9 protein-coding genes and 2 tRNA genes are annotated in these 14,600 nt (G+C 65.5%); 10 read left to right on the top strand and 1 reads right to left on the bottom strand.

All coding sequences use genetic code 11. From position 1 onward, the window contains the following. The first annotated feature begins 75 nt into the window (after positions 1-75). From lon to ACZ5BH_RS00125, 6 genes are all read left to right on the top strand, one after another. On the top strand, positions 76-2,484 hold the full coding sequence (lon, locus tag ACZ5BH_RS00150) for an endopeptidase La (protein ID WP_464889920.1): 2,409 nt from the start codon (positions 76-78) through the stop codon (positions 2,482-2,484). Positions 2,485-2,766: 282 nt separating this feature from the next. After that, positions 2,767-3,039 (top strand): HU family DNA-binding protein, encoded by a 273-nt coding sequence (locus ACZ5BH_RS00145; RefSeq protein ID WP_464889919.1) that lies wholly within the window; start codon positions 2,767-2,769, stop codon positions 3,037-3,039. A 14-nt stretch (positions 3,040-3,053) separates the two neighbouring features. Beyond that, positions 3,054-3,129, top strand: a tRNA-Val gene (locus ACZ5BH_RS00140). Between the two features lie 6 nt (positions 3,130-3,135). Further along, positions 3,136-3,212 (top strand) — tRNA-Asp (locus ACZ5BH_RS00135). A gap of 86 nt (positions 3,213-3,298) precedes the next feature. After that, positions 3,299-5,236, top strand: a complete 1,938-nt coding sequence (locus tag ACZ5BH_RS00130) for a SurA N-terminal domain-containing protein (protein WP_464889918.1) — start codon at positions 3,299-3,301, stop codon at positions 5,234-5,236. Positions 5,237-5,330: 94 nt separating this feature from the next. Continuing rightward, the gene (locus ACZ5BH_RS00125) at positions 5,331-6,614 is read left to right on the top strand and encodes a dicarboxylate/amino acid:cation symporter (protein ID WP_464889917.1); all 1,284 of its coding nucleotides are present in this window, start codon (positions 5,331-5,333) and stop codon (positions 6,612-6,614) included. Positions 6,615-6,762: 148 nt separating this feature from the next. On the opposite strand, the gene ACZ5BH_RS00120 is transcribed toward ACZ5BH_RS00125, so the two are convergent. Further along, positions 6,763-7,554 carry an enoyl-ACP reductase FabI gene (locus ACZ5BH_RS00120; protein ID WP_464889916.1) on the bottom strand — a complete coding sequence of 264 codons (792 nt, stop codon included), beginning with the start codon at positions 7,552-7,554 and terminating at the stop codon, positions 6,763-6,765. A gap of 250 nt (positions 7,555-7,804) precedes the next feature. Here ACZ5BH_RS00120 and ACZ5BH_RS00115 point away from each other — a divergent pair, with 250 nt between their 5' ends. From ACZ5BH_RS00115 to ACZ5BH_RS00100, 4 genes are read left to right on the top strand one after another with little or no spacing between them, the layout of a single operon-like run. After that, positions 7,805-10,000, top strand: coding sequence for an ABC transporter substrate-binding protein (locus ACZ5BH_RS00115; RefSeq protein WP_464889915.1), 2,196 nt, complete (start codon positions 7,805-7,807; stop codon positions 9,998-10,000). A 2-nt stretch (positions 10,001-10,002) separates the two neighbouring features. Continuing rightward, a complete protein-coding gene (locus tag ACZ5BH_RS00110; RefSeq protein ID WP_464889914.1) occupies positions 10,003-10,980 on the top strand; it encodes an ABC transporter permease in 978 nt (325 codons plus the stop codon). Positions 10,981-10,983: 3 nt separating this feature from the next. Then, positions 10,984-12,483, top strand: coding sequence for an ABC transporter permease (locus ACZ5BH_RS00105; protein ID WP_464889913.1), 1,500 nt, complete (start codon positions 10,984-10,986; stop codon positions 12,481-12,483). After that, positions 12,480-14,498 carry an ABC transporter ATP-binding protein gene (locus ACZ5BH_RS00100; RefSeq protein WP_464889912.1) on the top strand — a complete coding sequence of 673 codons (2,019 nt, stop codon included), beginning with the start codon at positions 12,480-12,482 and terminating at the stop codon, positions 14,496-14,498. Before ACZ5BH_RS00105 ends, ACZ5BH_RS00100 begins: the two co-directional genes overlap by 4 nt. The last annotated feature ends 102 nt before the right edge of the window (positions 14,499-14,600 follow it).

Here is a 14,600-nt window from a genome sequence, read left to right as displayed (position 1 = left end):
GAAAGGGACCGGTTGCGACCCCACAACGTTGTCTACATCCGTGATCCGGATGAAGCCAGAAGACGAGAAGGTATCATGTCAGAACATCTTGAAGAGCAACTCACCGCCATTCCCGTGCTGCCCCTGCGCGACGTGGTGGTCTATCCGCACATGGTCATCCCGCTGTTCGTCGGCCGGGACAAGTCCATCAAGGCCCTGGAAGCGGCCATGGAGAACGACAAGCAGATCCTGCTGGTTGCCCAGAAGAGCGCGGCCGACGACGATCCGGGTACCGACGATCTGTATCGCATCGGCACCGTTTCCACCATCCTGCAACTGCTGAAACTGCCCGACGGCACCGTCAAGGTGCTGGTGGAAGGCAATCACCGGGCGCGCATCGTCAGCTTCCTGGGCGACGAGGAATTCTTCACCGCCCAGGTCAAGACCTACGAGGAAGAAGCCCTCGACGAACGGGAGGCCGAAGTGCTGGTCCGGTCGCTGACCAACCAGTTCGATCAGTACGTCAAGCTGAATAAGAAGATCCCGCCGGAGATCCTCACTTCCCTGTCGAGCATCGACGATCCGGGTCGGCTGGTGGACACCATCGCCGCCCACATGTCGCTGAAGATCGAGGAGAAACAGCAGGTCCTCGAAATCACCGATCTGCGCGAGCGCCTGGAACACCTGATGGCGCTGATGGAGTCGGAAATCGATCTGCTGCAGGTGGAAAAGCGCATTCGCGGCCGCGTCAAGCGCCAGATGGAGAAGAGCCAGCGCGAGTACTACCTGAACGAACAGATGAAGGCCATCCAGAAGGAGCTGGGCGATCTCGAGGAAGTGCCCAACGAACTGGAAGAGCTGGAAAAGAAGATCGAATCGGCCGGCATGTCCAAGGAAGCCAAGGCCAAGGCCAAGGCGGAACTGGGCAAGCTGAAGATGATGTCGCCCATGTCGGCGGAAGCCACCGTGGTGCGCAACTATCTCGACTGGCTGCTGAGCGTGCCGTGGAAGAAGCGTTCCAAGGTGCGCCACGACCTGGCCCGCGCCGAACAGGTGCTGGAAGAGGATCACTACGGCCTGGAGAAGGTCAAGGAGCGCATCCTCGAATACCTGGCCGTGCAGCAGCGCATGAAGAAGATGAAGGGCCCGATCCTCTGTCTGGTGGGGCCGCCCGGGGTGGGCAAGACCTCGGTGGGCAAGTCCATCGCCCGTGCCACCAACCGCAAGTTCATCCGCATGGCCCTGGGGGGCGTGCGTGACGAGGCGGAGATCCGTGGCCACCGGCGCACCTACATCGGCTCCATGCCGGGCAAGATCGTCCAGAACCTGGCCAAGGTGGGCACCCGCAACCCGCTGTTCCTGCTCGACGAGATCGACAAGATGGCCATGGACTTCCGTGGCGATCCCGCCTCGGCCCTGCTGGAAGTGCTGGATCCGGAGCAGAATCACACCTTCAACGATCACTACCTGGAAGTGGACTTCGATCTCTCCGAGGTGATGTTCGTGGCCACGTCCAATACCATGAACATCCCCGGCCCGCTGCTGGACCGCATGGAAGTGATTCGCCTCTCGGGCTACACCGAGGACGAGAAGGTGGCCATTGCCGAACGCTACCTGGTGCCCAAGCAGATGAAGAACAACGGCCTCAAGGAAGAGGAAATCGAAATCCGCGAGGAAGCGGTGCGTGACATCATTCGCTACTACACCCGCGAAGCCGGCGTGCGCAACCTGGAGCGGGAGATCGCCAAGATCTGTCGCAAGGTGGTCAAGGAAGTGCTGCTCGGCGAGCAGGAAGGCAAGGTGGTGGTCGATGCCGAAAATCTCGAGAAGTATCTGGGCGTGCGCCGCTTCCGCTTCGGCCTGGCCGAGGAGAAGGACCAGGTCGGGCAGGTCACTGGCCTGGCCTGGACCGAGGTGGGCGGCGAGCTGCTGACCATCGAGACCGCCGTGATGCCCGGCAAGGGCAAGTACACGGTCACCGGCCAGCTCGGCGACGTGATGAAGGAATCCATCCAGGCCGCGCTGACCGTGGTGCGCAGCCGTGCCAACGTCCTGGGCATCACGCCGGAGACCTTCGAGAAGACCGACATCCACGTGCACGTGCCGGAAGGGGCCATCCCGAAGGACGGGCCCAGTGCCGGCATCGGCATGGCCACCGCCCTGGTCTCGGCCCTGACCGACATCCCGGTGCGGGCCGACGTGGCCATGACCGGCGAGATCACCCTGCGCGGCGAGGTGCTGCCCATCGGCGGGCTCAAGGAGAAGCTCCTGGCGGCCCACCGGGGCGGCATCAAGACCGTGCTGATCCCGGAGGAGAACGTGCGCGATCTGGCCGAGATTCCGGACAACATCAAGGAATCGCTGGAGATCAAGCCGGTCAAGTGGATCGACCAGGTGCTGGAAGTGGCCCTGACCCGTCAGCCCGAGCCGCTGCCCCCGGAAGGGGAGCCGGTCAAGGCCGCGGAGAAGGCCGAGAGCAGCGCCAAGTCCATCCACCATCACTAAAGCGGATTGTTCTGCCGCCGAACCCGGTGCCGGTGAAACCGGCACCGGGTTTTTCATGTTTGGCGAAAAAATATTCAGACCCGGGCCGGCCGTGGGTGTCAAGTCTGAAAAAAGCGCTAATTTTGTGAATTTTTCCGCACGATCGAAGCGCTTTCCTTGACCTGCCCAAGCCCGAATTGGTATAAATCCTGCTCGTTTTCGAATACGCAAAACCGCCAGTGTTCATGGCGGTGTTTTTTTTAGCCATATTCCTTTTTCTCGATACATGCCCAGGGGGATTCTGTGAACAAAACCGAACTCATCGATGCCGTTGCCGAAGGGGCCGACATTTCCAAGGCCGCTGCCACTCGCGCCGTCGACACCCTGCTCGACACCATTACCGCCGCCCTGGCCAAGGGCGATCAGGTCACCCTGGTCGGTTTCGGCACCTTCTCCGTCAAGGAGCGCGCTGCCCGTACCGGTCGCAACCCCCGCACCGGTGAGGCCATTCAGATCGCCGCGGCAAAAGTTCCGGGTTTCAAGGCTGGAAAAGCGCTGAAGGATGCCGTAAACTAGCGCGCCTCGATTCAGGGTGCTTAGCTCAGCTGGGAGAGCATCGCCCTTACAAGGCGAGGGTCGCAGGTTCGATCCCTGCAGCACCCACCAGGTTGTGGACCGGTAGTTCAGCTGGTTAGAATGCCGGCCTGTCACGCCGGAGGTCGCGGGTTCGAGTCCCGTCCGGTCCGCCACACAACAGCAAGAAAGGGCGCCGCAGGATGCACGCCCTTTTTTGTTATCTGCACACCGCACATTCGCAACCACAAGGCTTCCCCGTATGCTGCAAGCCATCCGTGATCGCGCCCAGGGTCTGATCGTCTGGATCATCGTCGGACTCATCATCATCACCTTCGCCCTGTTCGGGCTCAGCAGCTATCTGGGTGGCGGCGGCAAGGCCGTGGTGGCCAGCGTCAACGGCACGGACATCAGTCAGGCCGAATTCCTGCGCGAATATCAGAACATGCGCGAGCGCCTGCAGCAGATGCTGGGAGAGAACTACCGCCCCGAGCTGTTCGACGAAAGCCGCATGAAACAGCAGGTGCTCGAAAGCCTGATCCGCCGGGTGCTGATCGATCAGGCCCTGGCCGACGACAACTTCCATGTGGCCTTCGAACAGGTGGCCAGGACCATCCACGAGATTCCGGCCTTCCAGGGCGCAGACGGCAAGTTCTCCGCCGAACGCTACAACCAGGTGATGCGGGTGCAGGGCATGGATCCGGATCTGTTCGTGTTGCAGGTGGCGCGGGACATCGCCCAGCAGTATCTGCAGGGCGGTATTCAGGAAAGCGCGGTGGTCACCGAGGCGCGGTTGCGTGACGTCCTGCGTCTGGAAGGCCAGCAGCGCGAGGCCGGCTACTTCCTCCTGCCCGTGGCCCGTTACCAGGACCGGGTGAAACTCGACGAGAAGACCATTGCCGACTGGTACGCGAAGAACAAGTCGCGTTTCCAGGTGCCGGAGGCGGTGAAACTGCAGTACGTGGAGATCGATCTGGAGAAGATGGCCAGCGGGATCCAGATCAGCGACGAGGAAATCCGCGCCCATTACGAACAGTATCACGAGAACTACCTGCTCGAGCCGGAGCGGCGCCGGGTGCGGCACATCCTGATCACGGTCGACGACCCGGCCGAGGATGCCAAGGCCCGGGAAACCATCGAGACGCTGGCCAGGCGGATCCGTCAGGGCGAATCCTTCGCCGAGGTGGCCAGGGCGGCCTCCCAGGATCCGCTCACGGCGGAGAAGGGCGGGGATCTGGGTTACATCACGCCCGGCAGCATGGATCCGGCCTTCGACAAGCTGGCCTTTTCCCTGAAGAAGGGCGAACTGGGTGGGCCGGTGCGCACCCGGTTCGGCTATCACCTGATCGAGGTGGAAGACATCAAGCCTCCCCGCTATCGGACCCTGAAGGAAGTGCGTGAGCAGATCCGCAAGGAACTGCAGATGCAGCAGGCCGAGCAGCGCTTCAACGATCTGGTGGCCCGCCTCAACGATCTGAGTTTCGAAATCCCCGATACCCTCGAGCCGGTGGCCGAGGAACTGGGCGTGCCTCTCCAAGAGGGGCCCTGGATCACCCGCGATCATGCGCCGCCGCCTTTCGACGATCCGCGCATCCTGTCCGCGGCCTTCAGTGACGAAGTGCTGCATGAAGGGCGCAACAGCGAATTGCTGGAACTGTCCGACACCCGGGTGATGGTGCTGCGCGATGCGGATCACCGTCCGGCCACCGTGCGTCCGCTCGACGAGGTCCGCGAGCAGGTGATCGCGGCCCTGAAAGGGGAGAAGGCCCGCGAACAGGCTCTGAAGGATGCCGAGGCCGCCATCGTGGCGCTCGAAGCGGGCACACCGCCCGAAGCAGTGGCGAAGCAGTACGAGCAGCGCTGGGTGTCGGCGGGCCTGCTGGCGCGCCAGGGCGCCAAAGCCGGAGAAAAGGCGGCCGTGGAACCGGCCGTGCGCAAGGCCCTGTTCGACATTCCCCGGCCGCATGACGGCAAGCCCGTGTTCGTCAGCACCCTGATCGATCCCCAGCGGGTGGCCGTGGTGGGCCTGTTCCGGGTAGTGGATGGCGAGGTGGACTTGCAGGGCGCCCAGGCCAATTCACGGCGCGAGGCCCTGCGCCGGGTTCTCGGTGCCAGTGAGTTCAATGCCTGGATCGACCGCCTGGAAAGCGAGGCCGACATCACCCGTCATCTCGAGCTGGTGAACAGCGACGAGTTCTGACGGGAAACGAACGCGGCAGCCCCGGCCACGGGGGTCATCCCGCAACCGCCGTTTACCGCGATCTTCCCCTTCGCCAGCCATCGGGAGAAAACGGATGTTCAAACTGAAGCTGCACTGGCAGATCCTCATCGCCCTGGGGCTGGCGGTCATCGCCGGTTCGCTGGCGGGCACGACGCACGGCCTGTTCGGCATCCTTTTCTACGACGCCTTCCGCTTCATCGGCACCCTGTTCCTCAATGCCCTGAAGATGATCATCGTGCCGCTGATCTTCTCCTCGATCATCGTCGGCATCGCCGGGATGGGGCAGGGTGAAGGGCTGGGACGGCTGGGCGGCAAGACCCTGCTCTATTACCTGGTCACCAGCCTGCTGGCCATCCTCACCGGGCTGCTGTTCGTCAACCTCTTCCAGCCCGGCATCATCGACGGCACGCCCGCCCGGGAACTGCTGGGGCTGGACGCCGGCCAGGCCGCCACCGTGGCGGAAAAGGTGGGTGAGCGGGGCGCGGGCGACATCGCCGACGTGTTCCTGAGCATGGTGCCGCCCAACATCGTCGCGGCCGCCGCCAACGGCCAGATGCTGGGGCTGATTTTCTTCAGCCTGCTGTTCGGTTTCTTCATGACCCGGATCGACGCCCCCCACGCCGCCACCCAGCATTCGTTCTGGGAAGGCGTGTACCAGACCATGATGCGAATCACCGATCTGGTCATGAAGTTCGCGCCGCTGGGCGTGTTCGGGCTGGTGGCCAAGGTGGTGGCGGAGATCTCGCCCGATCAGCTCGACGAGATGGCCTCTTCGCTGGGCCTGTTCTTCCTCGCGGTGATCCTGGCGCTGGCGACCCATGTGTTCGTCACCCTGCCGTTGCTGCTGCGCTTCGTCGGCCGGGTCAACCCCTGGCGACAATACGCTGCCATGGCGCCGGCGCTGCTCACGGCCTTCTCCACCGCCTCGTCGTCGGCCACCCTGCCGCTGACCATCGAATGCGTGGAGAAGAACGCGGGCGTCTCCAACCGCACCTCCAGCTTCGTGCTGCCCCTGGGCGCCACGGTCAACATGGACGGCACGGCCCTGTATGAGTGCGTGGCCGCCCTGTTCATCGCCCAGGCCTACGGCCTGGAGCTGTCCTTCGCCACTCAGTTCATCGTGGTGCTGGTGGCGCTCCTCACCTCCATCGGCGTGGCCGGCATTCCCGCCGCCAGCCTGGTGGCCATCACCATCATCCTCGGCACCATCGGCCTGCCGCTGGAAGCCCTGGGCCTGATCCTGGCGGTGGATCGGATCCTCGACATGTTCCGCACTGCGGTGAACGTGTTCAGCGATTCCTGCGGGGCCGTGATCATCGCCCGCAGCGAGGGCGAGAAGGGCATCCTGCGCACATGAACGGCCCGCCGCCAGGTCGGCGGCACGACGGGAATCCACAGCAAGGCATGAAGGTTTTCCGTGTAGGAGCGGCGCCCTCGCCGCTCCTACCCAAGAACCTCACAAAAGAACCTTCGCGTTCTTGGCGCCTTTGCGTTGAAAACGCACGTCACTCCGCATCCAGCGGCCGCATGCCGATGATGTTGTAGCCCGAATCCACGTAGGTCACTTCGCCGGTGATCCCGGCGGCCAGATCGGAGCAGAGGAAGGCGGCGGCGTTGCCCACGTCCTCGATGGTGACGTTGCGGCGCAGGGGAGCGGTCTTCTCCACCTCGTCGAGCATCTTGCGGAAGTTGCTGATCCCGGCGGCGGCCAGGGTCTTGATGGGCCCGGCGGAGATGGCGTTGACGCGGATGCCGTCGGGGCCGAGGCTCTGGGCCATGTAACGCACGTTGGCCTCGAGGCTGGCCTTGGCCAGGCCCATGACGTTGTAGTTGGGCATGGCCCGTTCGGCGCCCAGATAGCTGAGGGTGAGCAGGGCGCCGTTGCGGCCCTCCATCATGTTGCGGCCGGCCTTGGCCAAGGCGGCGAAGCTGTAGGAGGAGATCTCGTGGGCGATGTTGAACGCTTCGCGGCTCACGCTGTCCAGATAATCGCCTTCCAGCGCCTCGCGGGGGGCGAAGGCCACCGAGTGCACGAGGATGTCGAGGCCGTCCCAGAAATCGTCGAGCTTGTCGAACACCGCCTCGATCTGTTCGTCGGAGGCCACGTCGCAGGGCACCACGATTTCCGAGCCCAGTTCGGCGGCCATCTTGGCCACGCGGCTCTCGAGCTTGTCGTTCTGGTAGGTGAAGGCCAGCTCGGCGCCCTGCTGGCGCATGGCCTGGGCGATGCCCCAGGCGATGGAGCGGTTGCTGGCGAGTCCGACGATCAGTGCGCGTTTGCCTTGCAGGAAACCCATGGTCTTGTCCTTTTTCGTGTCGTTTCGGAAAGGGTGGACGGAATGGGGGTATTGTGCGGCGCTATGCGGCGTCTGTAAACCGTGAACCGGCGGGGCGTGGTGGCGGCTATTTACTCGTTCCCGGCCCGGTGGCAGGATGTCACTGCCAGCCAAACCAGCACAGGATGTCCATGAAGACGGTGTCTCCGGCGAGTCTCCCGATTCCACCCGCGCGACGTGCCCCCTGTCCCACCCGGGAGGGCGGCGGGGCGTGAGTCTCGGTCTGCGATGGGAATACGCGCGGAGCGTCCTGCGTGGCGGGCTGGCCCTGTGCCTGGGGCTGCTGCTCGCCGCCTGCGGGCCGCAACCCTGGAACAATCCCTATCCGGCCGCCGAGCGTGGTCAGAACATTCTCTATTCCTCCTTCAGCGAGCGGCCCAAGCACCTGGATCCGGTGCGGGCCTACAGCTCCAACGAATACGTCTTCCTCGGCCAGATCTACGAGCCGCCCCTGCAGTACCATTTTCTCAAGCGCCCCTATACCCTGGTGCCGTTGACCGCGGCGGCCCTGCCCGAGGTGGCCTATTTCGATCGCGCCGGCCGACGCCTGCCGGACGATGCCCCGGCGGCGGACATCGCCTGGAGCGAATACACCATCCGCCTTCGGCCGGGGATCCGCTATCAGCCCCATCCGGCCTTCGCCCGCGACGCCCAGGGTCGCTACCGTTACCTCGATCTCTCGCCCGCGGATCTGGAAGGCATCCGGACCCTGGCCGACTTTCCCCATACCGGCAGCCGGGAGCTGGTGGCGGCCGACTACGTCTACCAGATCAAACGGCTGGCCCATCCGCGCACCCATTCGCCCATCCAGAGCCTGATGGCGGATTATCTGGTCCATCTCGAGGCCTATGGCAGGACGCTGGAAGCGGCGCTGGCCACGCAGGGCGGGCAGGGCTGGCTGGACCTGCGCAAGTACCCGCTCGAAGACGTGCAGGTGCTGGACCGCCATACCTACCGCATCCGCATCCGCGGCAAGTATCCGCAGATGCGCTACTGGCTGGCCATGCCCTTCTTCGCTCCCATGCCCTGGGAGGCGGATCGCTTCTATTCGCAGCCGGGCATGGCCGAACGCAACCTCACTCTCGACTGGTATCCCGTCGGCACCGGCGCCTACATGCTCACCGAGAACAACCCCAACCGGCGCATGGTGCTCGAGCGCAATCCCAACTTCCACGGCCAGATCTATCCGCGCGAGGGCGAGCCGCGCGATCGCGCCCGCGGCTGGCTAAGGGATGCCGGCAAGCCGCTGCCCTTCGTGGACAAGGTGATCTACAGCCTGGAGAAGGAGTCGATCCCCTACTGGAACAAGTTCCTGCAGGGCTATTACGACGTCTCCGGGGTGAGTTCCGACAGTTTCGATCAGGCCATCCAGTTCAGCGCCGGGGGCGAGGCGGCGCTGACGCCCCTGCTGCGCGCCAAGGGCATCCGCCTGGTGACGGCGGTGCAGGCTTCCATCTATTACATGGGCTTCAACATGCTCGACCCGGTGGTGGGGGGCGATTCGCGGCGGGCGCGCCTGTTGCGCCGGGCCATCTCCATCGCCGTGGACTACGAGGAGTTCATCGCCATCTTCGCCAACGGCCGCGGGATCCCGGCGCAGGGGCCGATCCCGCCCGGGATCTTCGGTTACGAGGAAGGCCGCGAGGGCATCAATCCCTATGTGTACGACTGGCGCGATGGCCGCCCGGTGCGCAAGTCCATCGCCGAGGCGAAACGCCTGCTGGCCGAGGCGGGCTATCCTCACGGGCGTGATGCGGCCACCGGCAAGCCGCTGCTCATCCATCTGGACGTGACCGGCGGCGGCCCCGAGGACAAGGCGCGTTTCGACTGGCTGCGCAAGCAGTTCCGCAAGATCGATCTGCAACTGGTGATCCGCAACACCGACTACAACCGCTTCCAGGAAAAGATGCGCAAGGGCAACGCCCAGCTCTTCCAGTGGGGCTGGAACGCCGACTATCCCGATCCCGAGAACTTTCTGTTCCTGCTCTACGGGCCCAATGGCAAGGTGAAGCACGGCGGCGAGAACGCCGCCAACTATGCCAACCCCGAGTTCGACGCCCTGTTCGAGCGCATGAAGAACATGGATGACGGGCCCGAGCGGCTGGCCCTCATCCGCCGCCTGGTGGACATCGTGCGCCGCGACGCCCCCTGGATCTGGGGCTTTCATCCCCGCCAGTTCACCCTTCATCATGCTTGGTATCACAATGCCAAGCCCAACCTCATGGCCCACAACACCCTCATGTACCGGCGCATCGATCCCGCCCTGCGCGAGCGGTTGCGGGCCGAGTGGAACCGGCCGGTGCTGTGGCCCGTCTGGCTGTTGTTCGGCAGCCTGGGGCTGAGCCTGGTCCCGGCCTTCGTGGCCTGGCGGCGGCGCGAACGGGCCTCGGCCCGGGAGGGAGGCTAGGCATGCTGGCCTACATCGTCCGTCGCCTGCTTTATGCCATCCCGATCCTCATCGGGGTGAACCTGCTCACCTTCACCCTGTTCTTCGTGGTCAACAGCCCTGACGACATGGCGCGCATGCATCTGGGGGTGAAACGGGTCACGCCGGAGGCCATCGAGAAGTGGAAGGCCGAACGCGGCTACGACAAGCCGCTGCTGTTCAACGGCGCGCAAGAAGGATTACAGCGGCTCACCGACACCATCTTCTTCACCAAGTCGGTCAGCCTGTTCGCCTTCCGCTTTGGCCGCGCCGACGACGGCCGCGACATCGCCTGGGACATCCGCCAGCGCATGTGGCCCTCGCTGGCCATCGCGGTGCCGGTGTTCCTGGTGGGGATCCTGGTCAACATCAGCTTCGCCATGCTGCTGGCCTTCTTCCGCGCCACCTACATCGACGTGTGGGGCGTGGTGCTGTGCGTGGTGCTGATGTCCATCTCCACCCTGTTCTACATCATCGGCGGCCAGTACCTGGTGGGCAAGCTGCTGCACCTGGTGCCGATCTCCGGCTACGACGGCGGGGCCAACGCCTTCAAGTTCCTGATCCTGCCCATCGTGATCGGGATCGTCAGCGGGATCGGCAGCGGCACCCGCTGGTACCGCACCATCTTTCTCGAGGAAATCAACAAGGACTACGTGCGCACCGCCCGCGCCAAGGGGCTGTCGGAGCCGCGGGTGCTGTTCCGCCACGTGCTCAAGAACGCCATGATTCCCATCCTTACCGGGGCGGTGGTGATCATTCCCCTGCTGTTCATGGGCAGCCTGCTGCTGGAATCCTTCTTCGGCATCCCCGGCCTCGGCAGTTACACCATCGACGCCATCCAGGCCCAGGACTTTGCCATCGTGCGGGCCATGGTGTTCCTCGGTTCGGTGCTCTACATCGCCGGCCTGGTGCTCACCGACATCTCCTATACGCTGGTGGATCCGCGGGTGCGGCTGGAGTAGGGCATGGTCGAACTGTGGCGCAGCTTCTGGAAACCCGCCCTGGTGGTTCTCCTCCTGGGCCTGGCCTGGCGCCTGCTGCCCGGCGCCTTCGGCGTGCTGCCCGTGTACCTGTGGACCGATCGCCTGATCTTCCTGTTGCTCGCCGGCGCCCTGTTCCTGGGGGCCTGGATCCGCCGCCGCGAACATCTGCGCCATCCCTGGCGGCAGGTCTTCCGCCAGCGGCGCGCGGCGGTGGCGGCGGTGGTGCTGCTGGCCTTTCTCGCCACCGGCCTGCTCGACTCGGTGCACTTCCGCAAGCCGCTGCCGGCGGTGGACGGCCAGCGCGAGACCCAGTACGCCGTGGAGGTGGTGACCCTGCTCGACGAACTGCTGGTCACCCTGCGCCAGAGCACCGAGAAGACCTATTCGGCCCCCTTCGCCATGACCCTGCTCTCGCGCGAGAGCGTGACCCTCCCCGACGGGCGGCAGGTGCGCCTCCATCCGCGCCTGCGCCACGGTGGCGCGCACCTGGTCGATCCCGCCGAGCGCCTGCCCGACATCCTGCGCACCGGCCTGGCGGGCCTGGTGCTGGGCCTGGGGCTGACACTGCTCGCCGCCCTGCTGCTGGCCTGGCGGCTGGCCCGTCGCTGGCAACAGGGCGTGGGCGTGGCGCTCGGGCGCATCCTGCGCGGGCGCACGGAGCTGCCGTGGCGGGCGATCCTCGTCACCCTCGGCCTGCTGCTGGTGACGGTCTGCCTGTTCGCCCTGTGGAGCCGCCACTGGCACGTCTTCGGCACCGACAAGGTGGGAGAGGACGTGCTCTATCTCGCCATCAAGAGCATCCGCACCGGGCTGGTGATCGGCACCCTCACCACCCTGGTGATGCTGCCCTTCGCCATCCTGCTCGGGATCATGGCCGGCTACTTCCGCGGCTGGGTGGACGACGTGATCCAGTATCTGTACACCACCCTGAGCTCGATCCCCGGCGTGCTGCTCATCGCCGCCGCGGTGCTCTCGATCCAGGTCTACATCGCCAACCACCCGGATCTGTTCGAGACCGCCACCGACCGCGCCGATTTGCGCCTGCTGGCCCTGTGCGTGATCCTCGGCATCACCTCCTGGACGACCCTCTGTCGGCTCCTGCGGGGGGAGACCTTCAAGCTGCGGGAGATGGACTACATCCAGGCCGCCACCGCCTTCGGCGTGGGCCACTTCACCATTCTCGGCCGGCACGTGCTGCCCAACGTGCTGCACATCGTGCTGATCATCGTGGTGCTCGACTTCAGCGGCCTGGTGCTGGCCGAGGCGGTGCTCTCCTACGTGGGCGTGGGCGTGGATCCGGCCACCCTCTCCTGGGGCAACATGATCAACGGCGCCCGCCTGGAGCTGGCCCGCGAGCCGGTGGTGTGGTGGTCGCTGGCGGCGGCCTTCGTGTTCATGTTCGCCCTGGTGCTCTCGGCCAACCTGTTCGCCGACGCCGTGCGCGACGCCTTCGATCCACGCCTGCGGGAGCAACCGGCATGAGCGACGACATCCTGCTCGACGTGCGCGATCTGCGCGTGACCTTCGGCCAGGGGGCGCGGGCGGTGCGTGCCGTGGATGGCGTGGACTTCCGCATCCGCCGCGGCGAGACCTTCGCCCTGCTGGGCGAGTCGGGCTGCGGCAAGTCCATGACCGCCCTGGCCCTGCTGCAACTGGTGCCGCGCCCTGCGGGGCGGATCACCGGCGGCCAGGTGTGGTTCGACGGGCGGGATCTGCTGGATCTCTCCGAGCAGCAGATGCGCGGCGTGCGCGGCCACCGGATCAGCATGATCTTCCAGGAGCCCATGACCTCCCTCAACCCGGTGATGACCGTGGGCGAGCAGATTGGTGAAGTGCTGGCGCAGCATCTGGGCCTGGGCGGGCGCGCCCGGCGCGAGCGGGCCGTGGCACTGCTGGATGCGGTGGGCATTCCGGCGCCGGCGCGGCGGGTCGACGACTATCCCCACCAGCTCTCCGGCGGCATGAAGCAGCGGGTGATGATCGCCATGGCCCTGGCCGGCGAGCCGGATCTGCTCATCGCCGACGAGCCCACCACCGCCCTCGACGTGACCATCCAGGCGCAGGTGCTGGAACTGCTGGCGAAGATCCAGCAGGAGACGGGCATGGCCATGCTGCTCATCACCCACGATCTCGGCATCGTCGCCGAAACGGTGGATCACGTGGCCGTGATGTATGCCGGGCAGATCGTCGAGGCCGCAAGCCGCCAGGCCTTCTTCGCCCGGCCCCTGCATCCCTATTCGCGCAAGCTGTTCGCCGCCGTGCCCGACCGCCGCAAGCGTGGCCGGCGGCTCGAGACCATCAGCGGCACGGTCCCGCCCCTCGACCGGCGCTTCACCGGCTGCCGTTTCGCCGAGCGCTGCGACGAGGCCTGGCTGCGCTGCCGCGAACAGGCCCCGGCCTGGATCGAACTGGCGGAGGAGGGCGAGCCCCACGGCGTGCGCTGCCTGCGCTACCAGCCGGGCATCGACGCCCCGGCCGTGGCCCGTCCTCCGGCTGCGGGCGAGGCCGCCGAGGCGCCGCCCGGCGAAGCCGAGCCCCTGCTCGAAGTGCGTGATCTGAAAGTCCACTTTCCCATCCGCAAGGGCCTGTTCAAGCGCGTGGTGGGCCAGGTGTATGCGGTGGACGGCGTGGATCTGCGCATTCCCGCCGGCCGTACCCTGGCCCTGGTGGGCGAATCGGGCTGCGGCAAGACCACGGCGGGCAAGGCCCTGCTGCGGCTCATCGAACCCACGGCCGGCGAGGTGCGTTTCGAAGGTACCGATCTGCTGCGCCTGCCGGCGGCTCGGATGCGCCGCCTGCGCTCGCGGCTGCAGATCATCTTCCAGGATCCCTTCTCCGCCATGAATCCGCGCATGATGATCCGCAGCATCATCGAGGAAGGCATGCGCGCCCAGGGCATCGTTCGCACCCCCGCCGAGCGGGCCCGGCGGGTCGCCGAACTGCTGGAACAGGTGGGCCTGCCCCCGGAAGCGGCCCAGCGCTACCCCCACGAGTTCTCCGGCGGCCAGCGCCAGCGGATCTGCATCGCCCGTGCCCTGGCGGTGGAGCCGAAACTCCTCGTCTGCGACGAGCCCACCTCGGCGCTGGACGTCTCGGTGCAGGCCCAGACCCTCAACCTGCTCAGGGATCTGCAAAAGCGCCTGGGACTTGGCTACCTGTTCATCACCCACAACCTCTCGGTGGTCGCCTATCTGGCTCACGACGTGGCCGTGATGTACCTCGGCCGCATCGTCGAACAGGGGCCGGTGGACGCCATCCTCGACGATCCCCGCCATCCCTACACCCGGGCGCTCCTGTCCGCCGTCCCCACCCTCGACGCCGATGGCCGCGAAATCATCCGCCTCGAGGGCGAACTCCCGTCCCCCATCGAGCCGCCCACCGGTTGCCACTTCCACCCCCGCTGCCCTGATGCCATGCCGGTCTGCACAGAAAGCTATCCCGGCCCCGTCACACTGGCGGACGGACGTGTCGTGAAGTGCCACCTCATCGATGGGTGAAAATCCAACGCAAAGGCGCAAGGACGCGAAGGCGCAAAGCAGGATGGCTTTGTGTTGGGACAGACTTCGTGAATGGGATTAGTAAACAACCTTTGCGAGCTT

The sequence above is a fragment of the Thioprofundum lithotrophicum genome, assembly GCF_055387065.1.
This window is presented reverse-complemented; position numbering and strand designations above follow the sequence as displayed.